23 protein-coding genes are annotated in these 25,282 nt (G+C 29.6%); 7 read left to right on the forward strand and 16 right to left on the reverse strand.

Features of this window, described 5'->3' with window-relative positions:
- The first annotated feature begins 79 nt into the window (after nt 1-79).
- A complete protein-coding gene (locus tag RDK80_RS09415) occupies nt 80-1,057 on the forward strand; it encodes a diaminopimelate dehydrogenase (RefSeq protein WP_308524131.1) in 978 nt (325 codons plus the stop codon).
- 99 nt (nt 1,058-1,156) lie between these two features.
- Here RDK80_RS09415 and RDK80_RS09420 read toward each other — a convergent pair whose 3' ends face one another.
- The 4 genes from RDK80_RS09420 to RDK80_RS09435 all read right to left on the reverse strand — a co-directional run bounded on the left by RDK80_RS09420 (nt 1,157) and on the right by RDK80_RS09435 (nt 3,665).
- Nucleotides 1,157-1,408 carry a kinase to dihydroxyacetone kinase gene (locus RDK80_RS09420; protein WP_094901500.1) on the reverse strand — a complete coding sequence of 84 codons (252 nt, stop codon included), beginning with the start codon at nt 1,406-1,408 and terminating at the stop codon, nt 1,157-1,159.
- Nucleotides 1,409-1,492: 84 nt separating this feature from the next.
- The gene (locus tag RDK80_RS09425; RefSeq protein ID WP_308524132.1) at nt 1,493-2,284 is read right to left on the reverse strand and encodes a DnaJ domain-containing protein; all 792 of its coding nucleotides are present in this window, start codon (nt 2,282-2,284) and stop codon (nt 1,493-1,495) included.
- Between the two features lie 35 nt (nt 2,285-2,319).
- The gene (locus RDK80_RS09430; RefSeq protein ID WP_094901496.1) at nt 2,320-2,712 is read right to left on the reverse strand and encodes a hypothetical protein; all 393 of its coding nucleotides are present in this window, start codon (nt 2,710-2,712) and stop codon (nt 2,320-2,322) included.
- Between the two features lie 71 nt (nt 2,713-2,783).
- Nucleotides 2,784-3,665, reverse strand: coding sequence for a LysR family transcriptional regulator (locus tag RDK80_RS09435; RefSeq protein ID WP_308524133.1), 882 nt, complete (start codon nt 3,663-3,665; stop codon nt 2,784-2,786).
- A 112-nt stretch (nt 3,666-3,777) separates the two neighbouring features.
- Here RDK80_RS09435 and RDK80_RS09440 point away from each other — a divergent pair, with 112 nt between their 5' ends.
- Both RDK80_RS09440 and RDK80_RS09445 read left to right on the forward strand, forming a co-directional pair.
- On the forward strand, nt 3,778-4,968 hold the full coding sequence (locus tag RDK80_RS09440; protein WP_094901492.1) for a coenzyme F420-0:L-glutamate ligase: 1,191 nt from the start codon (nt 3,778-3,780) through the stop codon (nt 4,966-4,968).
- Nucleotides 4,969-5,139: 171 nt separating this feature from the next.
- Complete coding sequence (locus tag RDK80_RS09445; protein ID WP_308524134.1) at nt 5,140-7,230, forward strand: methyl-accepting chemotaxis protein; 2,091 nt, start codon at nt 5,140-5,142, stop codon at nt 7,228-7,230.
- 139 nt (nt 7,231-7,369) lie between these two features.
- Here the strand turns inward: RDK80_RS09445 and RDK80_RS09450 are convergent, their stop codons facing one another.
- From RDK80_RS09450 to RDK80_RS09495, 10 genes are all read right to left on the reverse strand, one after another.
- Nucleotides 7,370-9,214, reverse strand: coding sequence for a heavy metal translocating P-type ATPase (locus RDK80_RS09450; protein ID WP_094901486.1), 1,845 nt, complete (start codon nt 9,212-9,214; stop codon nt 7,370-7,372).
- A gap of 14 nt (nt 9,215-9,228) precedes the next feature.
- Nucleotides 9,229-9,450: a cation transporter gene (locus RDK80_RS09455; protein ID WP_308524135.1), complete on the reverse strand. Its 222-nt coding sequence runs from the start codon at nt 9,448-9,450 to the stop codon at nt 9,229-9,231.
- A gap of 132 nt (nt 9,451-9,582) precedes the next feature.
- A complete protein-coding gene (locus RDK80_RS09460; RefSeq protein WP_094901482.1) occupies nt 9,583-9,954 on the reverse strand; it encodes a metalloregulator ArsR/SmtB family transcription factor in 372 nt (123 codons plus the stop codon).
- Between the two features lie 160 nt (nt 9,955-10,114).
- Nucleotides 10,115-10,708: a manganese efflux pump MntP family protein gene (locus RDK80_RS09465; RefSeq protein WP_308524136.1), complete on the reverse strand. Its 594-nt coding sequence runs from the start codon at nt 10,706-10,708 to the stop codon at nt 10,115-10,117.
- Nucleotides 10,709-10,948: 240 nt separating this feature from the next.
- The gene (locus tag RDK80_RS09470; protein ID WP_308524137.1) at nt 10,949-11,221 is read right to left on the reverse strand and encodes a metal-sensing transcriptional repressor; all 273 of its coding nucleotides are present in this window, start codon (nt 11,219-11,221) and stop codon (nt 10,949-10,951) included.
- Between the two features lie 32 nt (nt 11,222-11,253).
- Nucleotides 11,254-12,615, reverse strand: coding sequence for an MATE family efflux transporter (locus RDK80_RS09475; RefSeq protein ID WP_308524138.1), 1,362 nt, complete (start codon nt 12,613-12,615; stop codon nt 11,254-11,256).
- A 419-nt stretch (nt 12,616-13,034) separates the two neighbouring features.
- Nucleotides 13,035-14,081, reverse strand: coding sequence for a hypothetical protein (locus RDK80_RS09480; protein WP_308524139.1), 1,047 nt, complete (start codon nt 14,079-14,081; stop codon nt 13,035-13,037).
- Between the two features lie 342 nt (nt 14,082-14,423).
- The gene (locus RDK80_RS09485) at nt 14,424-15,383 is read right to left on the reverse strand and encodes a hypothetical protein (RefSeq protein ID WP_308524140.1); all 960 of its coding nucleotides are present in this window, start codon (nt 15,381-15,383) and stop codon (nt 14,424-14,426) included.
- A 13-nt stretch (nt 15,384-15,396) separates the two neighbouring features.
- Nucleotides 15,397-16,524, reverse strand: coding sequence for a DUF3696 domain-containing protein (locus RDK80_RS09490; protein WP_308524141.1), 1,128 nt, complete (start codon nt 16,522-16,524; stop codon nt 15,397-15,399).
- Nucleotides 16,521-17,792, reverse strand: a complete 1,272-nt coding sequence (locus RDK80_RS09495) for a DUF262 domain-containing protein (protein ID WP_308524142.1) — start codon at nt 17,790-17,792, stop codon at nt 16,521-16,523. Before RDK80_RS09495 ends, RDK80_RS09490 begins: the two co-directional genes overlap by 4 nt.
- Before the next feature lie 62 nt (nt 17,793-17,854).
- Between RDK80_RS09495 and RDK80_RS09500 the strand changes: the two genes are divergently transcribed.
- The 4 genes from RDK80_RS09500 (at nt 17,855) to RDK80_RS09515 (ending at nt 23,049) form a co-directional block, all read left to right on the forward strand.
- The gene (locus tag RDK80_RS09500; RefSeq protein ID WP_308524143.1) at nt 17,855-18,043 is read left to right on the forward strand and encodes a hypothetical protein; all 189 of its coding nucleotides are present in this window, start codon (nt 17,855-17,857) and stop codon (nt 18,041-18,043) included.
- 836 nt (nt 18,044-18,879) lie between these two features.
- Complete coding sequence (locus RDK80_RS09505; protein ID WP_308524144.1) at nt 18,880-19,389, forward strand: tyrosine-type recombinase/integrase; 510 nt, start codon at nt 18,880-18,882, stop codon at nt 19,387-19,389.
- Between the two features lie 19 nt (nt 19,390-19,408).
- On the forward strand, nt 19,409-22,399 hold the full coding sequence (locus RDK80_RS09510; RefSeq protein WP_308524145.1) for an N-6 DNA methylase: 2,991 nt from the start codon (nt 19,409-19,411) through the stop codon (nt 22,397-22,399).
- Entirely contained in the window at nt 22,396-23,049 is a 654-nt protein-coding gene (locus tag RDK80_RS09515; RefSeq protein ID WP_308524146.1) for a hypothetical protein, read from the forward strand. Before RDK80_RS09510 ends, RDK80_RS09515 begins: the two co-directional genes overlap by 4 nt.
- A gap of 187 nt (nt 23,050-23,236) precedes the next feature.
- Here RDK80_RS09515 and RDK80_RS09520 read toward each other — a convergent pair whose 3' ends face one another.
- Nucleotides 23,237-24,694: a Tn7-like element transposition protein TnsE gene (locus tag RDK80_RS09520; protein WP_308524147.1), complete on the reverse strand. Its 1,458-nt coding sequence runs from the start codon at nt 24,692-24,694 to the stop codon at nt 23,237-23,239.
- 76 nt (nt 24,695-24,770) lie between these two features.
- Nucleotides 24,771-24,944: a hypothetical protein gene (locus tag RDK80_RS09525; protein ID WP_308524148.1), complete on the reverse strand. Its 174-nt coding sequence runs from the start codon at nt 24,942-24,944 to the stop codon at nt 24,771-24,773.
- Between the last annotated feature and the right edge of the window lie 338 nt (nt 24,945-25,282).

The following is a 25,282-nucleotide window of genomic DNA, read 5'->3' on the forward strand; positions in this document are numbered from 1 at the left end:
ACATTGTACCATACAGAGGTTGGAGTCCTCAATTTTCATTTAAGTTTACAAAACGATATTTTATTTATGGAGGCGTGTTATGAATAACAAGATAAAAATTGGAATAGTAGGGTACGGAAATCTAGGTCAGGGAGCTGAACTAGCTATAAATCAAAATCCAGATATGGAACTCATTGCCATATTTACTAGAAGGGAGCCTAATTCATTAGACACAGAATCTAAGGTAGAAAACATCTCTAATATACTAGATTATAAAGATAAAATCGATGTAATGATACTATGCGGAGGTTCAGCAAAGGATTTAGATGAACAAGGACCTATGGTAGCAGAATACTTCAACACAGTAGATAGTTTTGACAACCATGGAAGAATTCCTGAATACTTTGATAAAATTAATGGTGTATCATCTAAATCAAAGAACTTGAGTCTTATATCTATTGGCTGGGACCCAGGACTCTTTTCACTTAATAGACTGTTAGGTCAGTGTGTATTACCTAATGGCAGAGATTATACCTTTTGGGGCAATGGAGTGAGTCAAGGTCATTCAGATGCCATAAGAAGAATTAAAGGTGTAAAAAATGGAGTACAATATACTGTACCCGTCAAAGAAGTTCTAGATAAGGTCAGAAATTGTGAAGATATAAATGTTCCTCCCTGTGAAAGGCACAAAAGAATTTGTTACGTAGTATGCGAGGATAATGAGGATTTAAATAGAATAGAAAACGAAATAAGAATTATGCCTAATTATTTTGCAGGATATGATACCTCTATATCTTTCATATCTGAAGAAGAGCTAAAGATAAACCATAGTAAGATGCCTCATGGAGGATTTGTCATTCGAACTGGTAATACTGGACTTGATACTAAGCAAAAAATGGAATTTAATTTAACTCTTGAAAGTAATCCAGAATTTACCTCATCAGTTTTAGTCGCCTATGCTAGAGCAGTCCATAGAATGGCATGTGAAGGCAAAACCGGTGCTATAACTATATTTGATGTTCCCCTAGGATACTTATCACCTAAGACAGGTGAAGAATTGAGAAAGGAATTACTATAGAAAGCTCATAGTATGCTTATATAAAATATTTTAAGGGCATCATCTTTTTGAAAGGATGATGCCCTTGGTTTTCATTATATTTCTAATCCAACTATAAATTTAACCCTGCAATCCATTTTCTTGACGTTCCATATTCTCTACAACTACGTCAAATATCTCTCCTAGGGAAGCACAATATTCTAGCACCTTCCATGGAGTGGCTGTATGGAAATGAATCTTTATTAAATCCTTATCGCCTACAGCAAGGAGACAATCACCTTCAATATTTTTTGTAATATATTCATTTATTGCATCTTCTGAAAGATCATGACCTGCAATTAACAGCTGGGTATCAAATTTGTATTCAAGCATAATTTATTCTCCTTTTTTCTTTTTTGCAAATCTTTATTTTAAAAATATATTTATTAACTTTCACTTTGATGAACAGAGAATTTACTATCTGATACTCTTATATCTTTCTATATTATCATCATTCAAAAACTCATATGCATTGTTTATTTGTTGAAACATTGTTGTTGCATCTGGGGATTTGTTTAAATCCGGATGATACTCCTTTGCTTTTTTTCTATATGCTAATTTTATTTGATACTTATCTGATTCATATCCAACACCTAGCAAATCACAACTCTTTTCGTATTTATTTTTGAATTCAATATTTGGATTTACATAGGTATTTCCATAACCCGTATTTTGATAGTTTCCACCGTAGTTCCCATATCCACCGTAATTATTTCCTCTTTGAGAATTTTGGTACTCACTCCATTGTCTGAATCTTTCTTCCCATTGTCTCTGTTCTTCCGCCTGTCGTCGTTGCTGCTCTTTTCTTCTTTTTTCTTCTTCCATCCTCTTGTACTTATTTCCATACTCATTAAATGATCCAAATTCAGCTTTTCGTCCATTTATTAAGTTGTCAGCATGATCAAATAGAAACTCAGTTATCATATACCTTATGTATTTTAAATAGGATACAAACTTTGTTCCTAATATTGGAAATATAACTAGAAAAAGTATAGTAAAAAATGTTATGGGATTAAATAATAGCGCTGGCCCTAATACCATAATCAATAAACAGCCACCCATTGATATAAGAGCAAGAAATCCTCTCCCAATATTTATTACAAGCCCTACTATAAATTCTACAATACCAATGAAAACATCAAATATTACAGAAGTAACACTAGCAATGCCATATAAAGTTTTACCCCATATCTTGTTAAATATATTCATTTAGCGACCTGCTCCTCTTTATTAAATTAATCCTATTATGTTCTTTTTTCAAATTTTTCCTTACATTTTGGACAAGTAACAACTAACTTTCCTTTTCCCTTTGGAAGTCTTAACCTTGAATTACAACTCGGACATTTAAGGTATTTATGAGTTTTCCTGTCTTTGAAACGACTTTCAATATTTTTAAACCGGGAATAAACAGGACTCATAAAAATTGCAAACTTATAATTTTCCATTCTACGCTTAGAAATATCCTTTGAAAACATTCTAAAAATACTTATGCCCAAAGGCACATAACCAATAAATGAAATTAAAGGAATATTAGCTAATCTACCAGATAAAGTCAATAGCAAAGACAGTAGTATTAATACGATTGAAAGCTGATCTCCACCATATCTTCCATTCATAAGCTTATTTAACCAATTCATATGCATTTCTCCTAGTTTATATTTTGTTAATATTTTACTATTAATACATTAACTTTGCAACATATCTAAACTTATTTCACTAAATACTCTACAAACTTTTCTGATGAAGGGGATAGAGAAACTCCTTTTAACGAACAAATTCCAATACCCCTTTTAGGAATATCTTCTAAAAGATTAACCTCATAGAGACACCCTCCATATAGATAATCCTCTGAAAATTCTCTAACTACACAAGCCAGTCCCAATCCTATTTTAGCAAATTCTAGAAGTAAATCATGAGAACCTAGTTCAATTTCTGGAATTACTTTTATTCCCTTGGAAAATAGATAGCCTTCTACATACTGTCTTGATCTTGATCTATTATCTAAAAATATTAGAGGATAGTTTAATAACTCTTCATAAGTAATGGTCTTTGAAATCATATCTTTATATTTCTCACCAAATACAAAAATATCTTGTATATCTTTACACTTTCTTATATCTAACGAGTTATCCTTTACTGGTAGATTACATATTCCAATATCTATTTCACCTGATTTTATCAAATTACAAAGTTCTTCTGTAGTACGGTTAATTATTTTCAACTTAATATTAGGATATGATTTATGAAACTTTTCTAGATATGGCAATAAATAATATCTAGAAATTGTATCACTAACTCCAATTTTTAACTCTCCCTCTTTTAAATCTCTAGACTCCTTTATCTTTTTTTCACCTGTGTCTAATAAACTAATTGCAGAATTAGTATATTCAAACAGCATTTTTCCCTCATTTGTAAGTATTACTCCTCTCGGTGTACGGGTAAAAAGTCTAATTTTCAGTTCATCTTCTAGTTGCATTATAGCTTGGCTTACGGCAGGCTGCGTCATGTATAATTCCTTAGCAGCCTTGGAAAAACTTTGACATCTTGCTACCTTATCAAATATTTTATAAAGTTCTAACCTAATAGACATATAACCACTCCTTATATCTATTATACTATATATCTATTTTACTTATACCATAATATATTATATATTAAAAGTGTAAGATATCCAATAAGATGATATTAAAGGAGCGATGTAAATGGAAAGAGTAGTAGGAACCGTTGTTAGAGGTTTGAGAGCCCCTATTATTAAAGAAGGTGACAGCATTGCAGATATGGTAGTTGATTGTGTTATAAAGGCTTCTGAAGTTGAAGGCTTTACAGTCCATGATAGAGATATAATTACCATAACAGAATCTATAGTTGCTCGCGCTCAAGGTAATTATGCTAATGTGGATACTATTGCTAAGGATGTTAAAGAAAAATTTGGTGATGAAACCATTGGTCTAGTATTTCCAATCTTAAGTCGTAACCGTTTTGCCATTATATTAAGAGGTATTGCTAAGGGAGCAAAAAAGATAATTTTAATGTTAAGTTATCCTTCTGATGAAGTAGGTAACCATCTAGTAGATATGGATGTACTTGATATAAAGGGAGTAAATCCTTGGACAGATGTATTAAGTGAAAAAGAATTTAGAGAGTACTTTGGATATACTTTACACCCCTTTACTGGTGTAGATTATATAGAATATTATAAGTCAATAATAGCCGAATATGATGTTGACTGCGAAATAATATTTTCAAATAATCCAAAAACTATTTTAGATTATACAAAAAATGTAATTGCATGTGATATCCATACTAGATTTAGAACAAAGAGATTATTAAAAGAAAATGGCGGAGAAAAAATCTATGGTCTTGATGATATTCTTAACTATTCCATAGATGGTAGCGGATATAATGAAAAATATGGTTTACTTGGCTCAAATAAATCAACAGAGGATAAAATAAAATTATTTCCTAGAGATTGTCAACCAATTGTAGATAATATTCAAGAGTTGATTAAAGAAAAAACAGGTAAAACCGTTGAAGTTATGGTCTATGGAGATGGCGCTTTTAAAGATCCTGTAGGCAAGATTTGGGAATTAGCTGATCCAGTAGTTTCTCCTGGATATACATCAGGTCTAGAAGGGACTCCTTCAGAAGTAAAACTAAAATACTTAGCTGATAATGATTTTGCTGACTTAAGAGGAGAAGAGTTAAAGAAAGCTATTTCTAAATATATTGAAAACAAAGAATCTTCTCTTGTTGGAAATATGGCATCTCAAGGAACTACTCCTAGAAGACTTACTGATTTAATAGGTTCTCTTTCAGACTTAACTTCTGGTAGCGGAGATAAGGGGACACCTATAATTTATATTCAAGGATATTTTGATAATTATATAAAATAGCTTAAAAAACTGCTAATCTATTTAGATTAGTAGTTTTTTATATCTCTATCTCCTAAAATTTACATAGACTTAATATTATCTTGGTAAAAATTAACATGGCTTTAACATCCGAGTGTTAAAATCAATCTATAAAATAATTGTTAATATAGTCATACTAAGGAGATGGTATAGTTGAAAGCCCTTAATCTAATAAAATCTATATTTAAAAACATAAATAGTTGTCTTAATAAACTATTTAGATTCAGGAGTATAGGTACCGCGTTATTACTTACAGTTGTATTAATCATTGTATTATTATCTGGAACAGTTAGTTTGACTGCATACATAATTGCAAAGGATTCACTTATAAATACATCAAAGGAATTACTTCTTAATAAGGCCCATGATTCAGGCCTTATAGTAGATGAGAGAATCAAAAATTATTTAATTTCGATCAATTCCTTAGGTTCCTTAGAGCTACTAAGTAATGTAGATAATTCATGGGAAGAAAAACTAGATTATCTTCAGATGGAAAAAAAGAGACTTAATTTATCAAATATTGGTATAGCTACTACTGATGGCTATCTTAGGCTGGATAATAATAAAGTAGTAGATATTAGTGATCTTTGGTTTTTTAAACAAGCTAATCTAGGTCTACCATCTTTCTCTGCACCTTTCTATAGAGAAGAATCCGGACAAGTAGATATAGCTATGGCAGCTCCTTTAAAGCATGATAGGAAGGTAGTAGGAGTAATAGTAGCATATAAAGATGCAGAGGAATTCTATGAAATCGCTCAGGATATTCATATTGGTGAAACGGGTTATGCTTATATAATAGACGAAAATATAGATGTTATATCTCATCCAACTTTAGCTATAAATAGAGAAAATGAATCTACTAAGATAAATTTCAGAGACTTAATTGGCAAAGTTGATAGAGGCTCAGAAAAACAAATAAATAATATACTACAAGAAATTAAGGAGAAAAATGTTGGAATAGATTGGTATGAACAAAATGGTGAGAAAGTATATATAGGTTATGCTCCAGTTCCATCGAAAGGCTGGACTGTCTTAGTTCATATTACTGAAAAGGAAATTCTCTCTGGACTAAATAGATTAAATACTTCTCTGCCTGCCATAGTTATATTAGCACTTATATTTGGTATAGTATTGTCATATTTTATATCTAAAAATCTATCTAAGAGAATAGTCAATATCAGCAGTCAAACTACAAGTTTGGCTGAATTAGACCTAAGTTTTTCCATAGATAAAAAGATTATAAACAGGGAAGATGAGATTGGTATAATGGCCAAATCAATCCAGTCGGTAATAAATAGCATTAAATCCTTTGCCCATGAGATTCAGACTTCATCTCATTCATTATCTTCTTCATCTATGAGATTGGCTGCTATCACACAGGAATCATATGCCTCATCAAATTCAGTTGCTGAGGCAGCAAATAGTATAACTTCTAAGGCTAATATTCAATTACATGAAATAATTGATGTATCTAATGAAATGAAGAATGTAAACCATAGTTTTAATTTTGTATTGAAGCAAATAAAAGATGTGGAAAGTCTTAGTAAGAAGTCTCATTCTAATGCAAATAAAGGTAAAGCATCAATTGAGGAAGTCATTGTCCAAATGGCAAATATTAAGGATAGCTCACAAAAAGTAAGACTCTCCCTAGAAAATATTAATATTAGTTCTAGAGAAATGGATGAGATACTTTTAGTTATAGAGGAAGTAGCAGAGAAAACTAATTTACTAGCCTTAAATGCAGCAATAGAGGCAGCTCGAGCTGGTGAATATGGAAGAGGCTTCGCTGTTGTAGCTGAAGAAATTCGACTTCTAGCAGATCAAACAAAGTCCTCTACTAATCAAATCAATAAATTAATTAAAGACAACCAAGATATAATTGATTTTGCAAACCAGAACATGGAGTATAGTGATTGTGAAATTAATAAAGGTGTTATTAAAGTAAATGAAACTAAAATAGTCTTTGATGAAATAGCAACTACAATTGATAGTGTAGTTGAAGAAATTAATGAAAGTACTGTAGCCATAGCCAGTGTTGAAGATAATCTTCATAATGCTATGAATTCCATGATTAGGGCAGAAACAATTACCAATGAAGTTACTAAGGAGATTAACGGTGTTTCAACGGTTACAGAAGAACAGATGTCTTCAATGGGAGAAATAACTAGTTCAACGGATTCCTTAGCAGAGCTAGCAGAAAGTCTAAAAAATCTAGCTAATAAGATAAAATTAGCAGATAATTAAAAATAGAGATACTTCAAAGAAGGTGACAGCCCTATTTTCATCTGACCTCTCCTGACATTTTACATCATATATAACAAAACTCTTTACGTTTAAATATTAAACATAAAGAGTTTTTCTTATACAACATCTCAGCAATTATTTATAGATTTTTTACATTCAGCGCTCTAAATGCATTTAATATGGCGATAATAGTTACTCCTACATCTGCAAATATAGCTGCCCACATAGTAGTTATACCAAGGGCACTGAGAATAAGAACTATTACCTTTATTCCAATTGCAAATGCTATATTTTGATATGCAATTTTTAATGTCTTTTTAGAAATTTTCATTGCAGTAGAAATCTTTGATGGTTCATCAGTCATAATTACAACATCAGCAGCCTCAATAGCCGCATCAGAGCCTAATCCTCCCATTGCTATTCCAATATCTGCACGAGCTAATACAGGTGCATCGTTTATTCCATCACCAACAAAAGCAAGCTTACCTTTGTTGGACTTCTGAGAAAATAACTCTTCTAGTTTTTCAACTTTATCAGCTGGCAATAATTCTGCATAAACTTTATCAATACCTAACTCTTTAGCAACCTTTGAAGCAATATGTTTATTATCACCAGTTAGCATAACAGTCTTCTTAATATCAGCTTCCTTCAATACTTTGATTGCTTGGGCTGAATCCTTCTTTAATTCATCTGCAATTACAATATACCCTGCATATTTGTCATTAATTGCAACATGAACTACTGTACCAATGACTTCTCCCTCAAAATAAGAAATTTTCATCTTTTTCATGAGTTTGATGTTTCCTGCTATAACCTTATTTCCATCAACTGTTGCAATAATTCCATGACCTGATATTTCTTCCACATCTGTAATACGTCCATTATCTATTTCTTTCCCATAAGCATTTTTTAATGAGAGAGAAATTGGATGGTTGGAATAACTTTCTGCATATGCAGTTAATTCCAATAATTCTTCTTTTGACACTCCTTCAGAATGAATCTCCTGTACATTAAATACACCCTTTGTTAAAGTTCCAGTTTTATCAAAAACAACAATTTCAGTTTTTGCTAATGCTTCTAAATAATTACTACCTTTAACTAAAACTCCCTTTCTTGAAGCCCCTCCTATTCCTCCAAAGAAGCTCAAAGGAATTGAAATAACTAAAGCACAAGGGCAAGATACTACAAGGAATGATAATGCTCTATATATCCAATCACTAAAGGTTGCTTCTGCTATAATAAGAGGCGGTACAATAGCTAGAATAGCAGCGATGATTACAACAACTGGTGTATAATATCTAGCAAACTTAGTAATAAATTGTTCTGAATTGGATTTCTTACTACTTGCATTTTCAACTAAATCAAGAATCTTACTTACAGTAGATTCTTCAAATTCCTTAGCAACCTCTACTGTAATAACTCCGTTTATGTTAATGCACCCACTTAGGATGTCACTTCCTACCCCTGCTTCCCGAGGAACAGATTCTCCTGTTAAGGCTATAGTATCTAACATTGAACTTCCTTCAATGATCTTACCATCCAATGGAACTTTTTCCCCAGCCTTAATTACAATAATATCCCCGACTTTAACTTCATCAGGATCAACTTTGACAATATCGTCACCCTTCTTTAGATTTGCATAATCTGGTCGAATGTCCATAAGATTTGAAATTGACCTTCTCGACTTATCAACGGCATAGCTTTGAAACAGCTCACCCACTTGATAGAATAACATAACTGCAACGCCTTCTGGATACTCACCAATTAGAAATGCACCAATCGTAGCGATACTCATTAAAAAGTTTTCGTCAAAAACTTTACCTCTGGAAATATTCCTAATAGCTTTTTTAACTATATCTCCACCTACAATGATATAACTAATTATAAACAAAGCAATCTGCAACCATTCAACCTTTAAATCAATAGCCACTGCTGCAACAAAAACTACTGCACCAATGATTATCCGCCAAAGACGCTTTTTCATGACTACTCAGCTCCTTATGCCTTTTTCATAACAACATCTGGTTCTAAATCGTTGATGATTTTTTCTGCTTCTTGTACAATTGAAGATATCTTTTCATCTTCTCCATCAATAATAAGTTTTTTAGTCATGAAATTGACACTAGTTTCCTTAACACCATCAAGTTTACTAATTGCCGTTTCCATCTTTGAGGCACAATGTGCACAATCTAAACCTTCAAGTATAAATTTCTTTTTCATTATTACTTCCCCCTTAAATATTATTATTTTATTTACTCTATGACTTTGATATTTTGTTAAATCATTAAGTATTTATATGAATATATGAATACTTATTCATATTAAGTACAAAAAAATATTTCTTTATGCTGCTTATTTCTTCTCATTTATGTGAATCAAGCCTTGATCAAATATATGTTTTACGTGTTCATCATCTAAAGAATAATACACTACTTTTCCTTCTTTTCTATTTTTCACTAAGGTAGCTTGCCTTAAGACTCTTAGCTGATGAGAAATTGCCGATTGGGTCATATTCAACAAGGCAGCAATATCACAAACACACATCTCAGCTTCATTTAAAGCCCATAGGATCTTAATTCGTGTTGAATCTCCAAATACCTTAAATAATTCTGCTAGATCATAAAGATTTTCTTCTTCTGGCATTTTATCTTTAACTTGATTTACAACATCCTCATGAATTACATTGCAATCACATTTTTCAACTGAATTAAAATTTTTAGTCATATTATCACCTCTTTTTAAGATATTTCACTTGAACAATTGTGCAATCATTCATGTATTATATATTTATTATATTATCATACTTCTTAAATGTCAATAGTCATATGAGTATTTGTTCAAATATTCATATTCATTTTTTTATATATAAATATGTAATTCTAACTTAAAAATTAATTATTCCTATATGACTAAGCAAAATTTTAAAGCCCATAAATATTAAAATCAATCCACCTATAAGCTCTGCTTTTGATTTACATTTATTTCCGAATGCATTCCCTATCTTAACGCCAATCATTGATAATATAAAAGTAACGATTCCAATAAATGAAACTGCTGGAGTAATATTTACCTTAAGAAATGCGAAGGTAACTCCTATTGCTAAAGCATCAATACTTGTTGCAATTGCTAAAACAGACATGTTTTTGAAGCTAAGTGAATCATTCATACTCTTATTATGTATAGAGTCATCTTCATTCTCACATTCACAATTTCTTGATTCTCGAATCATGTTTAAACCAATAAATGCAAGCAATATAAATGCTATCCAATGGTCCATAGATGTAATTTTATCATGAAACCTTACTCCTAAAAAATATCCTATCAAAGGCATTCCCCCTTGGAAGGTCCCAAAATATAATCCTACTATTCCAGCTTTTTTAATACTAATCTTACCCATAGACAACCCTTTACAAATTGCCACTGCAAATGCATCCATTGATAACCCAACTGCAATAATAAACAATTCAAATAAACTCATATTCTGCTCTCCTTTATCCTTTAATTTTTCTAATAAAAAAAGACTTATCTGCAGTTTTTTCTGCAGACAAGTCTCATTATTTAAAATAAAGCCAGATAAATTTTATCAGTATGTTGACTTTATTACACAATTCTTATTGTGCTAACTACTCCCTTATCTCATTAATAAGTATATAGAACAATGTTCGTAGTGTCAATACTATGCTCAAATTATCAAGTCATTATATATGCTAATGAATGATTATTTAATAAACTTATCTATAGCAGCATTTAATTTCTCTAATGGCTCATTATCATTGTTTTCAATAGCTTGTAAAATACAGTGATTTATATGATCTTGTAAAATTAACTTTCCGGCATTATTAAGTGCAGACTTAACTGCCGCTATTTGTATAAGTATTTCACTACATTCTTTTCCTTCTTCTAGCATTCTTTTTACCGCTTCTGCATGTCCAATTATTCTTGCCATTCTATTAATGACTTGTTTACCATGAGGATGGTTATGTTCGTTCATATTTATATCACTCCTTCTATAAAATTACATTATTATATTTTTATCTCTTTCCATTTACCTCTCATAAAACGAACCATTAAAATAATTCCCCTGACTATTATGTCTATAGAAATTGCCAACCATACACCAACTAATCCCCAATTTAATCTTATTCCTAATAGATATACTCCCAATACTCGTACTCCCCATATCCCAATAAAAGTTGAGTACATTGGAAATTTTGTATCTCCTGCTCCTTGGAGTGCAGAAGTAATCACAAGGGTTATACACAAAAATGGTTGAACTAATGCTATAATTCTAAGTACTTTAACAACTAGGTCAATTACTTCTAAATCTTCACTAAATAAGCCTGCTAGAAATGGAGCAAATATATAGAAAACGGCACCTACTGCTACCATAAATCCTGTTGCAAGAAAATAAGATATCAATCCATATTTTTGGGCTTCATCAGTTTTCTTTGCACCAAGACTTTGTCCAACAAGGGTAGCCGCTGCTACTCCAAACCCCATTCCTGGTAAGTAAGAAAATGTTTCTATGGTTCCCGCGATATTATGAGCCGCATATGCTTCAGTACCAATTTTTATTATCATACCACCATATACAAGCTGTCCAAATCTCATAATTAGTTTTTCAAGTGCAGCTGGTAACCCTATTTTTGTAATGGACTTCAAAATATCTTTATCAATATGCCATTTATCCAATATATTGATATGTATTTTTGTTTTATCACTATTAATCTTTCTTAGTAAAAGAGTAACTCCAAATATTCTAGATATTGTCGTGGCTATGCCCGCTCCCAATATTCCAAGTCCATTAAAATTAAATATACCAAATATTAATAAATAATCAAGAACTATATTAATAGCATTTGATACAATAGCTACTTTCATAGGAGTTTTAGTATCTCCAGCCCCCCGTAAACTACTAGATAAAATCATCATAAGGCATAAGAAAACTGATGGAACTGCTACAGAGAAAAAATAAGGTAAGGCATATTGAATTACTCTTCCTTCTGCACCTAAAATAAGTAATATATCTTTAGAAAAAATGAAGTTTATTATTCCAAATATTGTACCTATACTTAAAGCCATTATAATGGATTGTCTTACTGCATTATTAGCATTTTCAATATTATTAGCACCTATATTTCTCGATACAATGGCAGTAGTCCCCACTCCTAGTGCAAGAAAAAAGGCAATATAAATATTCATAATCAGATTTGTTATTCCGACACCAGCTATAGCTTCTGTTCCAATTTTCCCAATAAAATATGTATCAACAACTCCAATAAGAACCTGTAAGATATTTTCAATCATTGCTGGCAAAGCTAAAGTCACTATAGCAACAATACTTTCTTTATCAAATCTTTTAAAAAAGGTTGATTTATTTTCCATATCATATCTTCCTCCATAATATTTATATCCCCCTATGGGGGATATAAATATTATATTCTTGGTCTTAGATAAATACAACTATAATTAATAGAAAAACAAAAAGACAAGAGGTTCTCTAATGAACATCTCCTGTCTTTATAATTTAAATTCTTCTATATTTATCTCCCATTTCCTTTTTATATAAGGTTCTTAACTTTTCAGTAGTCTTCTCATCTATGTCTTTTTTTCTTATTAAAGATGCCTGATTCATAATAAAAACTTATGATAGTCTTCTTCTGCCATACCAGTCTTCACCGTAAATAACTTATTGTCTATATCCTCACCTCAATTTACCTTATGATTTTTTTGTACTTCAATATTTAAAAATTTTTACTAAGTTCTACTGATAATACTGATATAAAATACTAACATTAGAAAATCTAGAAATAAGGCAATATAAATAAACTTGCCCCTAACGGAGTATCAAAAATACCAACCAACGGAATACATAAAATACTAATTATTGCAAATATCATAGGTAAAAGTGGTTGTTTCCCATTATCTATATCTATATAAGACTCACCTATTATTTTGATAAGGTTATCCACATCACCAAATATTATCTCATTCTCAGCAAAACTAAAAGAATCCTTTTTTATCCCTTCAATACTAAGAATATATTCACTATCATTTATATTTAGCAATTGGGCTTTATCTATTTTAACAATACTCCTAAATGCATCCCCTTTAATCTCAATATTTTCATCATCTAATTTACCTATTGAGCATATCATCGGTTCACTGGATTTAATCCTTCTATAATCAATATAATATCTTATCCACAACAATGCAGTTAGAAAAATCAATATAGCACTGGCAAAAGGTTTAATATCTATTAACATCAGTGCAAAAAATATATAAATAATAGACATAAATATACTGATACAAACGCTCCTAGAATATTTCATATACCTAATTAATCCCTGCTTAGGGTTTAATTTAAATCTTAGTATGTATTCTTCTTGATTATCTTTTATATCTTTCTTTGGTCTATAATTTTCATATTTATTCTTTAACTCTTTTATAAATTCTATATGCTTGCCTTCTAAATCATATGGTATTTCAAATCTCCTTAAGGCTGTTCCAGATTTTTTATCCATTTTAATTATGAGGCTATGCTTATTTTCCTTCATTGTTTTTATATCACTAAAAGGAAACATTAATTGCTGATTTTCTATTTTAGCTATCAACTCATCTTCTTCAAGTATAAAATCTAAGGATATAGCCTTTTGTTTGCTTAATAATGATTGAACTATATTTACTAAATATAATAGAAAATAGGTTGAACCTAATAAAAAAATAAAAATAGAAGACTTTAAGTATCCTATAATTAAAAATACAGTTGCAATTAAGGTTTTATAATCTATAAGCACTTTTAACTTCTTTATTATTATTTCTTTTTTTGTTTTTGTACAATTATATTTCATGATTATCCCCCATAGAAAAATCAGGAACAGTTTGAAAGTGCAAAACTCCTGTTCCTGATGTTTTTTACAACTACTGTAGTTTTGTAAAAAAGTTTAATTAAAATAAGTTCTGTAAGCATTGATTTTATAAAAATAACAAAAGCTAAATTTTGAAAAAAGTTTAATCAAAATTTAGCTTTTGTTATTTTGAGTTATTAAATATTTTTGAAAAAAGTTTGATTATTTTTGAGATTAACTAGAAATTTTTTAATATTTTCATTAAATACAAAAATCTAGTTTAAAGTTATAAGAAATATTTATAGTAAATTACATATGACAAAATTATATCTACCAGTATATTATTTAGCTTGGATATTTAACTGTAGGTAGCTTCCTGCCAATATGTCCAATATAACATTTATTACAGCTATTGTCTGGATAAAAGAATATCCTCCCGTCATAATTTCCTGTGAATCGTACATGCCAACTAAATATCAACTCTTTACCATCAGGTGTTCTAAATTTATGTTCTTGTTTGTATTGCGTTAATGTAGAGTATGATTCCGGAGTTGTGTTAGGTATTGCATCTTTGTCAAAATTACCATCATATTTTTCAAAATATCTATCGAGGATAAAGAGTTTATTAAATATTTGAGAAATATGGAAGTGCTGTGCATCATTTATTAATTGAGATTTAACATTTTCACAAAATATCAAATTTGGAAATAACATTTCTCTTTTATTCCATAAATCCCTTCCAGAAACTATTTTAAAATGTTCTTGGAAATTTAGATGGTTATTATTCCTTTCAAATATTCTGATATTTTCTTCATTGGAAACGTTTTGCACGCAAACTTTTTGTGGTTCATCATATTCGAAATCATCTCTCAATGAAAAATATTTACCTTCTATTATTTCTTTACTCCAATAATCATGGCTTAGAAAACTTATAACAAGATTATCCGTCTCATACGCAATAAGACATCCTATGGCATTTTTATCTTCGTACTTAAGTTCAGAAATTTCTAGATCAAGTCTATTCTCTTTAAAATCCATTTCATCAATAGTAGTTGCTTTATTGATAAAAGATCTAAAAAGTCTTTTTATTTCTTTATCAACACTTTTATCTTCTCTCCATTGGTATATAGTATAATTTTGAGATAGTTTAATTTCATTATATCCTTTGTCTATTATTACACTATCATTTTTAATTATATTTTTCATTTTTTTATATGTTTCTAAAAAATTAAACATCCGATCTTTTCCTTCTTGTCGTGTATAGGTAGGAAAGTCTGCAGAAAGTTCATTAAATATCATTTGCATAATGAAATCCCCCTTAAAACATCTCGTCTATAGCTTTATCCCATTCATCAAAAAATCCTTCTGGCCATGAGGTTAATCTACCATCTTCTAAAATTTCAGGCGATATTTCCTTATGTCTGGTTATTCCATCTTCTGTTACTTTATTGAAAAAGTAAAGTCTTGTCTCTTCTTTTTTTATAACTTTATTTTTAACTGAAAGTCTTATCCCATTAAGAACATGATCGCTATGGGTTTCTATAATAATTTGAACTCCACCTGCTGCAGCCTTTGCAATCAATTCTCCCATTTTTCTTTGTCCTCTCGGATGTAAATGAGCTTCTGGATTTTCAATAATCAACAAATCACCTTTTTTTGCCTTTAGTAAGGTTACTATAACTGGCAATACATAGGTAATTCCAAATCCTACATTAAGAGCACTGTATGTATTTACAGTTTGATTTTCTGGTATTCTATATCTCAATACTACAAAATCTGTACTATTCTTATAATCATCTGTAGTTATTTTAAGACCTGGACTTATTTCGCTTAACCATTTCTCTAATTGATATTGAAATTGATGGTTCTCATCTTTTTCGGGGTCATGTATTACACTGCTATTTTCAATTTTAGAATCCCATTTTTCATTTAAATAATAGGTTGCTAATTCTCCATGAATTCCAATTTGATTTTTTTCATGAACTTTATAATATGACTTTTCATAACTACTTTTAGGTGCTATTCTTTCTGCTGAAAGATATTCAAATCTATTATTAAACAAGTTTATTTCTGTATATAAGTTTGGACTATCTATATTCATAGACTTACTATAATCAATATTTAGAAAATCCGAATCTTTATTATAAATAAAACTCCATTTGAAAATTTTTCCTTGTCCATCCTTAAGGCTAATACTGATATCATCACTATTGGAAGCATTATTATATAATAAATCTCTACCCATACCAATCTTTATATAAGCACCATTTAAAAAGATTCCCTTTTGCAGTGAATTTTGTTCCAAAGATTGTCTTAGTAATAAAAGTGCCTGTATTATTGTAGATTTTCCAACACTGTTTATGCCTGATAATAAATTCAAATTGGACATAGATATATCAAGGTTTTCAAAACATTTAAAGTTTTTTAAAACTATACGATTTATCAACATAAAACCTCCTCTATAAGTTCTTCCACTCTGAAAATTCTCATTCTAAATGAGCCTTTATCGCTTGCTTTTAAGTAATTGGTAAAGATATAGTCGTTTTCGCATAAATCTATGAATCTTTTGCACACCATTTGTCTTCTTTCTATTAAATGATGTAATTGATTTTTATTTAATTTAAATAAATTGTAACACCATATTTCAAATACAGATTTATTAATAGGTCTCTTTCTATTATCACTCCCCATTTTTCTAAATGCATATCTACCAAATATTCTATTTGCAAGTATCATAATTTTTTGAAATTCATTCTTTATAAATTCTATTTCATCCTCGCTAATTCCATTTACATATTCCATTGTAGTATTTAAAAACTCATCAGAATTTCCTTCATATCTATCAATGCCATAAAAACAAACAGAAATAAATCTTAAAGCAAATTCTCTATCCAGCATTCTATCTGTCTTAATACTGTTACCTGTAGCTTTTAAAAATGACTCCATTAATGCCATTTCTTTAATTAGTTCTGTTGATTTTCCTTGATATAAAGCATGTCTAATTTCTTGAGGTTCAAGTTCTAATCCTCCAGTATTTATTCTTTTAAAAATATTATATTTAACATTCTGCGGTGTTCCAGGATTAATAGTATAAACAATTATACTCGCTTCTTCTATCCTTCTTGTGAAGGTTCTTGGTAAATCATCATAAGTTGATCCATTAAAATCACCAAAAAACTCCAGACCTGTAAGTTTCAGTGTTTTATCAACGATAAATTCCTTAAAAACAGTTATTCTTTGTAGCCCATCAATTATAAGCCAATTATCGTCATTACTTGCATCAAAATAAAAAGCAGGTAATGGTATTTTCAATATTAATGATTCAATAAGCTGACTTTTCTTTACATTTGTCCATAAGCCTCCTTTTCTCTGAAAATCTGTATTCAGGTTTATTTCTCCATTATAGATACGTTTCAATAAGGAGTCCATTGTCATTGGCTTCATAACAATATCTATTTTACTCGGATCAAAGGGTCTAACTATTTCACTAAAACTAGTGCTGTCAACCTCTTCTATTTCTACCCCATCAGAAATTATGTCAATATTATTTAACTTCAAATATTGCTCCATTTCATCTAACATCTCTGTAGTTTTTTCAGTACTTGGAAAAGTTGAAAGTAAATTATAGAATGTAATTGAATTGATTTTATAGTCTTGTGATTTTCCGATTTCTACTAATTTATCAAGATCTTTAATATATTTTTCTTGAATCATGTATAAAACCTCCCCATCTGGAGTATTATTAATAAATATAAATATATTTTAGGAGTATGTGTATGGATAATGATTATTTAATAAATATAAGTATGACCAAACATGAACATGATAATGAAACAGAACCATATTTCTGGAGTATTTTAAAATACTATGACTCGTGGTGTAATGTAGGTTGTGGCTGGGCAAAAACACCTGAAGATGCATTCTTTGAAGCAAGTAAGTATTTTAAATCTTATATAGAATCATAATTGTTGGAATCTATTCCTAAAACATCTTTTCATAAAGGTTCCATAAATATTCTTTATAATATGTCTTATTCAATACAAAATACATCCCACTTTTTTGATTTTCTTAACAAATAATTACTACCTTTATAACTCTCTGTGTTTACTTATCACACAATATTATACACTAAATTTACTTTACTTACATTTATATTATATAATCCATGTATTGTCAAAATATTTTCTTTTAATTGTCATATAATCCCTTCTTTGATTTGATTACTCAAATACATTAATTCACTTTTATAGAGAAATAATAATCTCCCTATTTCAGACAATATAATTTAAATCAATTATCTTAATAATCCTTAAATCATTATAATAATAACATCTCAATCCCTGATATCAAATTTTCCTATACTACACATCGTTTAATTTTATCCAACACTGCCCACACATCTTAATACTTTCCTCATATCCCTATATTTAAATCAATCTAAGACCATTTTAGCTAATAATATGATAATCCACAATGTTTAAATTCAAAAAAGATATGATTATAACAAAACATAGATATATCTGCTTATTCCCCAATAATCATAATCCACAGAATTCTCGTAGTAACCACGGTATTGGCACACATTACATAGAATACTTTTTGCATAGTTCTTCTATTATCGATAACATTCTAGTAAGTTTTCAACCAGCAAATACAATCCTCATCTAATACTAAAGAATTTCCCAATGCAAACATTAGTCAGAATAAATATTTATTAATATATAATCACTGGAATTTTTTGTATATATATAGTATACTAATATATACAATGTTAATTTTAGACTTCTAAAGGAGAATAGAAATGTATATTGATAATGATACACTTAATGCAATAATAGGTGCGAATAGAGATAATGCGTTGATATGTATATTTACAAAATTATTATGGCATACCGGAGCTAGGCTAGTTGAAGTTCTCGATACAGTTCCCATGAACATATCTTTAAGTAATAATCGCATCAGAATAAATAATAGAAGGAAGCGTACACGTGAGCATGAATACTATCGAGAGATAGATATTCCACAAGATTTAATTGAAGAACTGACTATATTTATAAAAAATAATAAAATAAAAAAAGACGAAAAAATATTCAAATTCACACCTAAAACAGCAATTAACTATATTCATATAGCTTGCAACAATGCAGGATTGGAAGAAAAAATAACACCTAAAATGTTCAGATATAGTTTTGCTCAAAATCGAATTATGATGGGCGTTGATGATTTTGAGCTCAGTTATTTGCTCGGAAATACAGACATTAAAAAGACAATCTTATATAGAAATCTAATTTTAGGTAAGCATATAGCATAGACAATAAGGAGTGTGAAAAATGAGCATAAAATTTTCACTGAATTTTTTATATAATGAATTAGGCACTGAAAAGTCGGGTTCACTAATTGATGGAAGTAATGGAATACAGTCTAATTATCAGCGTGAGATTTTTAGGATGATTCAAGATAAATTGGGTGTTGATTCTGTCTTTTTTATGAATTCCCCGGGAACTTCAGAAGCTAAAATTCCCATGATTTATTTTTCAGCTTTGGATGAATATGATTCTCACAAAATAGCCGAAATTCATAGACTTGCATGGAACATAAGCAAAGCTCCATTTTTATTTGTAGTTTTGCCCGATGAATTAATTATCTTTAACAATTATGAAATACCTACTTCTGATACAAACAAAATGCCTTCAAATGCAATATTAGAACATATTAAATTAATTGATGGACTTGAGTCTGCGCGCCAAGCACTTACAAAGTATCATGTTAACAAATTAGAATCAGGTGAATTTTGGAAAGATAATGCAATAAGATTTGATTATAAAAATCGCGTTGAACAAACATTACTTGAAAATCTAAAAGTAGTTAGAGAATCTTTGCTTAAGTCAATTAAATCTTGCGATGTAGTTCATCGTTTACTTGGTCGAGTTATTATGATTAAATATCTTGAAGAAAGAAAAGACAAGAAAGGTGACAAGGTATTCCCGACTGATTTATTTTCAGAATATGAACCTACTGCATCAACTTTTACTGATTTATTAGATAAAAAGGAATCCGTATATGAATTTTTTAAATTTATGAGTGATAAATTTAATGGTGATATTTTCCCTGTGACAAAGGAAGAATTTCTTTGTGTGAGCGAAGAAGATTTACAACTGTTAAAAGACTTCATTACAGGAAAAATACAGATGAAGAACAGTCAACTTGCACTTTGGCCGTTATATTCATTTGAGGTAATTCCAATTGAGTTAATTAGTAACATCTATGAAATGTTTTTTCATATGGAAAAAAGTTTTCAAGAGAAAGCGAAAAAGACTAAAAAATCAGAAAACAGAAAAGGAACATATTATACCCCATTTCATTTAGTTGAATTAGTTCTTGATGAGGTTTATCCTTGGGAAGGTAAATACGAACATATCAAAGTAATAGATCCTGCCTGTGGCTCTGGTATCTTTTTAGTTGAGATGTTCAGAAGAATAGTTGGTAGATGGAATAAATACGAACACCACGAGTATATTCCTAGCAAAGATTTAATTTCTATTTTAGAAACTAGTATCTTTGGCATAGACATTAATCCAGAAGCCTTAAGAATCGCATCATTTAGCTTATGTCTAACTATGTGTGATTATATGAGCTCTAAAGAAATTTGGAATGAATTCAAATTTCCTTCTCTAAGAATAAACAACCTAATTAAATCAGATCTTTTCAGTGAAGATTTGAAGATAAATAACACTAAGTTCGATCTTGTAGTTGGCAATCCTCCTTGGGTAGGTGCATTGAGTGAAGATGCGTCAAAATATCAACAAAAGAACAATCTTCCAGTTGGAAGTAAGCAGATTGCTCAACTTTTTGTATTTAAAGCTGCAGAAACATGCAAAATTACTGGTAAAATTGCTATGATATTACCAAGTAAAAGTATACTCTATAATGTTTCTAATACTAATGTTTTATTTAGAAAATTCTTATTCAAGAACTATAACATTGATGCAATGATTGATTTAACTGCTTTTCGAAAATTATTATTCGATAGCTCATCTGGACCTGCCGTAATTATGTTCTACAGTCCTCGTCCAGTGGACTATTCAAAGTCAATACTTTTTTGTTCACCAAAACCTCAATATACACTTGAAGACAATTGGAGAATATTTATTGAATCTTATAATATTAACAGAATACCCAAAGATCTTTCTAACTTTAAGTATATTTGGAAAATTGCGATGCTGGGAAAACCAAGAGATATTGATCTTATACAGAAAATCGGCAAATACCCTACATTAAAGGATCTGGAAGAAGAACAAATATTAACCATGGCACGAGGCTATAGCAGATCCTCTGATAAAATTCATACTGAAGAATTTTACGAAAAGCCTGTAATAAATCATAAAAATATAAAATCTTATTATGTAAAAAGAGAAACTCTTCCCCTTTGCCTAGATAAAACATTTCATAGGGATGTAAGAACAAAGCCTGCTATCTTCAAAGCGCCTCATCTCGTAATGAAGCAATCTAATAAAGACGGTAACTTTAAGGCTGCCTTCTTAGATTACGACTGTGTTTTTAATACGAGTATCTTTGGAATTCACGGAGATGAGCTGTTGTTAAAGTATATATGTCTCCTCACTCATAGTAGCCTGTTTCCGTACTATATGCTATTTGCTAGTAGTCGCTGGATGACTGAGAGAGATGAATTACTAGTATCTGAAATCAAGGAATTTCCTATCCCTTATGGAAAATTGGAAAGTAATAAAGATTTGATTGAGAAAACATATGATACGTTCGCATTCACGAATACTGCAGATAAAGATTTATTAAATAATGTAGTAATGAAATTGTATGAGATTAATGAATATGAAAGAAGGGCCATTCAGGAAACTTTGGATTTAAATTTGGATTATTACAACAGAAAGCAAAACTCAGCAGTTTTACAACCTCCAACAAATAAAATGCTTGATATCTATAAAAGTACTATAACAAGTATTCTAAAAGCTTCATTTGGTAACAATACCTATTTTAATATTCAAATGCATGATTATAACGGTCCTCTTTTGATAGCTGAAATTCAACTATCTGAAAATAACCAAAAAAATAAACTTGATATGAATAATAAAAATGGAAAAGAAATTTTAGAATCCCTTAATAAAAAGTTGATTGAACAAAAGTCACAAAGTGTATATGTAAAAAGAAATGTAAAGTTCTATGATAGAGAAAGTATATTTCTGATTAAGCCTCGAATGAAACTCTATTGGTCAACAGTAGCTGCCATGTATGATGCAGACAATATTTATATGGATATTATGAGGTCATGGAGGGGAGCACAATGATGTTATTAAGTATAGCAGATGATTCAGTTGTTTCAGAAGATATTGTACAACTTTTAGGTCCTAGTGGAATAAGCCTATTATTGGAAATAATGTGGTTGGGATACCACGGTATTTGTAAGAAGGGAATAAAAAAGCATTATGATGAAAATAGGATTTCTGAAGAGTGGGTTGTTGAGATAAATGAAATATGGCCTGAGTTCAAAAGATCTTTTAAAATTCGGCTGTCCCCCATTAGTCAAAAACCAGATGACTATAAAAAACACCCTAGAGGCTCGGCACCTACAATAGACTTTGTATTCCGTAGTTATGATATCTATGATATTTACTTTGGGGCTGAATGCAAACTACTTAAGGATGGGTGTAATAGAAGAAGAGAAGTATATGTTTCTGATGGACTAGCTAGATACTTAGATAATCGATACTCTAATAAGGCATCTGAATCATCTATGATTGGATATATCGTTAATGATTCAATTGAAGATAGCATAAATGTGATAAATAAAACAATAGGGGGCCTAAATGAATCCTCAATATTAGAAAGATGTCTAAATTTTGAGGATCCATATTATTTATCAAAACATTCTCGTGATGATAGTTCAGAGATAATTATCCATCACCTATTCTTTAACTTTAACAATTTCATAAAATAGACTTCTACTCAAGATTCCTACACAATTTGTATGTAATAGCAAATTGTGTAGGATTTTATAGCATTCTAAAAAATAGGTTTACAATTACGCATATTCAATTTTACTAAAGTTGGAAAAAAATTTTGTAATGAAATCTTTTTAAGTTGAATTTTTATTAACGTATATTTCTGTAGAAATCTTTAAATCATCATATTGATTTATTTTCCAAAATCTTCTCATATATATAATTGCATTTATCATAAATACTACTCTTATCAGACTTATGTCTGATTCTTTTAGAATAAAGCCCTTTCATCTCTAACCTCTTCAAGCTTGATGAATCCCATGTACCACTTTTATTAACCAATCCTAGAGTTAATTTAAAATAAATGCTTGTCCAATCTATTGGTTTAATTGCATATAATAATAACATCGATAAAGACTTTTCCTCTCTTTCTACTTCTATCAAACTAAACTCTTTCCCATTTTTCATTATTATCTTTCCTACTACATATTGTCTATTTGTTTCTCCATCTTGAAGCTTTGAAAATTTCTTACCTCTTTTCCCTTCTGGTAAATCATTAATTATAACTTGAACATCTTCAATATCCTTTTTGTTTTTTAATAACTTCATGATTTCAATAAACTCCTCTAATTCTCCTTTTACATTTATATCTTCTATGTTTTCATATTCGAGTCCTTTAGTTTTATCTAACCCTCCTGTATCTGCCGTAGTTCTTAAATTATCATTTTCTATTTCGTAGATTTTAGTGCTATTATCTTCTTTAGTCCTTAATGTCTTTCTATTTCTTTTTCTTCTATTTATTTTTACATCACTAGAATATATATGCTTTGTATCAAGTGTATTTATAAAATCAGACTCATTATTGTTTGCTCCATCTATTTTCGAATCTAAAATTTTATCATCAGTCTTATTTAGACTTCTATATTTTCTAAGTTTCGGTTCACTGCTCACATTCAGCTCATTGATATATTTTGAGCTTATAAATATTTCTTTAGCATTTATTTTTTTATTTTTAAATTCTATTATTTCTAAGATTCTAACTACCTTTTTATCTTCATGTATTCTAGCTTTTATATCAAATTCTTTAAACAAAAAGTCGTACTTTATATTTCCTTCAAGCCATAAGTTTTGTCCTAGTTGGCTAAACATCCTTAATATATTTTCATTTGTTATAATCCAAGCTAAATGTCTCACATACTCTGCACTCAAAAGTTTTCTTTCATACTCATCAAAAAAGTCTATATATAAATTATTCTTATCATCAAATCTATAGACAAAATACTTACTAAGAGAATCTAATTCAACTATTCTATTTAATAAAAATCTATTTGTGGCTATAACAGCTCTTATTATTTCCAATGCAGGTATTCTATACTCTATACCATTTTTATATCCAACAAATATATCAGTTTTTATCTCTTTATATTCTACATTCAAAGAATCTTGGGTCATAACAAATTTTACATTGTTTAAATTTAAATCTTTAATAACTGCCTTTTTATGTATTTGACTATTATTTAAATTTCCGTTAAAATAATATCTTCCAAAAGCTAAAAAGTGAATTGAGGCCCAATCAAGTGTAATCTTTTCTAAAAATTTATCACTTTTAAAATATACATCTATAACCCATTTATTATCCAATTTATATGGTTTGTCCATCCAATAAAGTTTTGCATTTTCTCCTAATTTAAATGGCCAATCCTTTTGAATTATTTTGTTAATGTTTATACCCCCTGTCTATACATTCTTCAAGATTAGTCCTGATTCTACTAAAATTTTCCGTTCTAATCCATGCTAATCTTTGAATTTCCCACAACCTTAATTCCTCTTCATTCTTAACTTTCTTATCTACTATCGGTTTACTTCTTCTTAATTGCAACCACTGAGACAAAAATAATAACTGCATATACCACAAAAACAACTAATAGAAAATCATTATATCGACTACTAAAAAATTTTATAAGTTTTTGTTTTAAAATTTAATATCTTGCGGTATAATAAGAGCAGAAAGAGAATTGACTTATCTAGTCATAACTATAATTTTTTCAAACAGTAGATTTGCTTGCAGGCCATCTACTGTTTTTTATTTTTATCTGAAGATTTTATTTCTAACCTTATTTCAGATAATATATCTTTAACTTTAGTTTTCATACTTATTTTAGCTAATATGTACCTATTGGTAATTTTAACTAACTTTACCACACCTAGAGATAAAAATATACAAACTAT

This window comes from uncultured Tissierella sp. (assembly GCF_902479755.1).
In the GTDB taxonomy this organism is placed as follows: Bacteria; Bacillota; Clostridia; order Tissierellales; family Tissierellaceae; genus Tissierella; species Tissierella carlieri.

Coding starts and splice junctions, on each gene's coding strand:
- RDK80_RS09460 (WP_094901482.1), bottom strand. CDS start 9,954: ATGACTAAAAATTTTAATTCAGTTGAAAAATGTGATTGCAATGTAATT.
- RDK80_RS09485 (WP_308524140.1), bottom strand. CDS start 15,383: ATGCAAATGATATTTAATGAACTTTCTGCAGACTTTCCTACCTATACA.
- RDK80_RS09480 (WP_308524139.1), bottom strand. CDS start 14,081: ATGAAATATAATTGTACAAAAACAAAAAAAGAAATAATAATAAAGAAG.
- RDK80_RS09470 (WP_308524137.1), bottom strand. CDS start 11,221: ATGAACGAACATAACCATCCTCATGGTAAACAAGTCATTAATAGAATG.
- RDK80_RS09495 (WP_308524142.1), bottom strand. CDS start 17,792: ATGATTCAAGAAAAATATATTAAAGATCTTGATAAATTAGTAGAAATC.
- RDK80_RS09430 (WP_094901496.1), bottom strand. CDS start 2,712: ATGAATTGGTTAAATAAGCTTATGAATGGAAGATATGGTGGAGATCAG.
- RDK80_RS09415 (WP_308524131.1), top strand. CDS start 80: ATGAATAACAAGATAAAAATTGGAATAGTAGGGTACGGAAATCTAGGT.
- RDK80_RS09505 (WP_308524144.1), top strand. CDS start 18,880: ATGTATATTGATAATGATACACTTAATGCAATAATAGGTGCGAATAGA.
- RDK80_RS09515 (WP_308524146.1), top strand. CDS start 22,396: ATGATGTTATTAAGTATAGCAGATGATTCAGTTGTTTCAGAAGATATT.
- RDK80_RS09510 (WP_308524145.1), top strand. CDS start 19,409: ATGAGCATAAAATTTTCACTGAATTTTTTATATAATGAATTAGGCACT.
- RDK80_RS09500 (WP_308524143.1), top strand. CDS start 17,855: ATGGATAATGATTATTTAATAAATATAAGTATGACCAAACATGAACAT.
- RDK80_RS09435 (WP_308524133.1), bottom strand. CDS start 3,665: ATGTCTATTAGGTTAGAACTTTATAAAATATTTGATAAGGTAGCAAGA.
- RDK80_RS09465 (WP_308524136.1), bottom strand. CDS start 10,708: ATGAGTTTATTTGAATTGTTTATTATTGCAGTTGGGTTATCAATGGAT.
- RDK80_RS09450 (WP_094901486.1), bottom strand. CDS start 9,214: ATGAAAAAGCGTCTTTGGCGGATAATCATTGGTGCAGTAGTTTTTGTT.
- RDK80_RS09420 (WP_094901500.1), bottom strand. CDS start 1,408: ATGCTTGAATACAAATTTGATACCCAGCTGTTAATTGCAGGTCATGAT.
- RDK80_RS09475 (WP_308524138.1), bottom strand. CDS start 12,615: ATGGAAAATAAATCAACCTTTTTTAAAAGATTTGATAAAGAAAGTATT.
- RDK80_RS09440 (WP_094901492.1), top strand. CDS start 3,778: ATGGAAAGAGTAGTAGGAACCGTTGTTAGAGGTTTGAGAGCCCCTATT.
- RDK80_RS09425 (WP_308524132.1), bottom strand. CDS start 2,284: ATGAATATATTTAACAAGATATGGGGTAAAACTTTATATGGCATTGCT.
- RDK80_RS09455 (WP_308524135.1), bottom strand. CDS start 9,450: ATGAAAAAGAAATTTATACTTGAAGGTTTAGATTGTGCACATTGTGCC.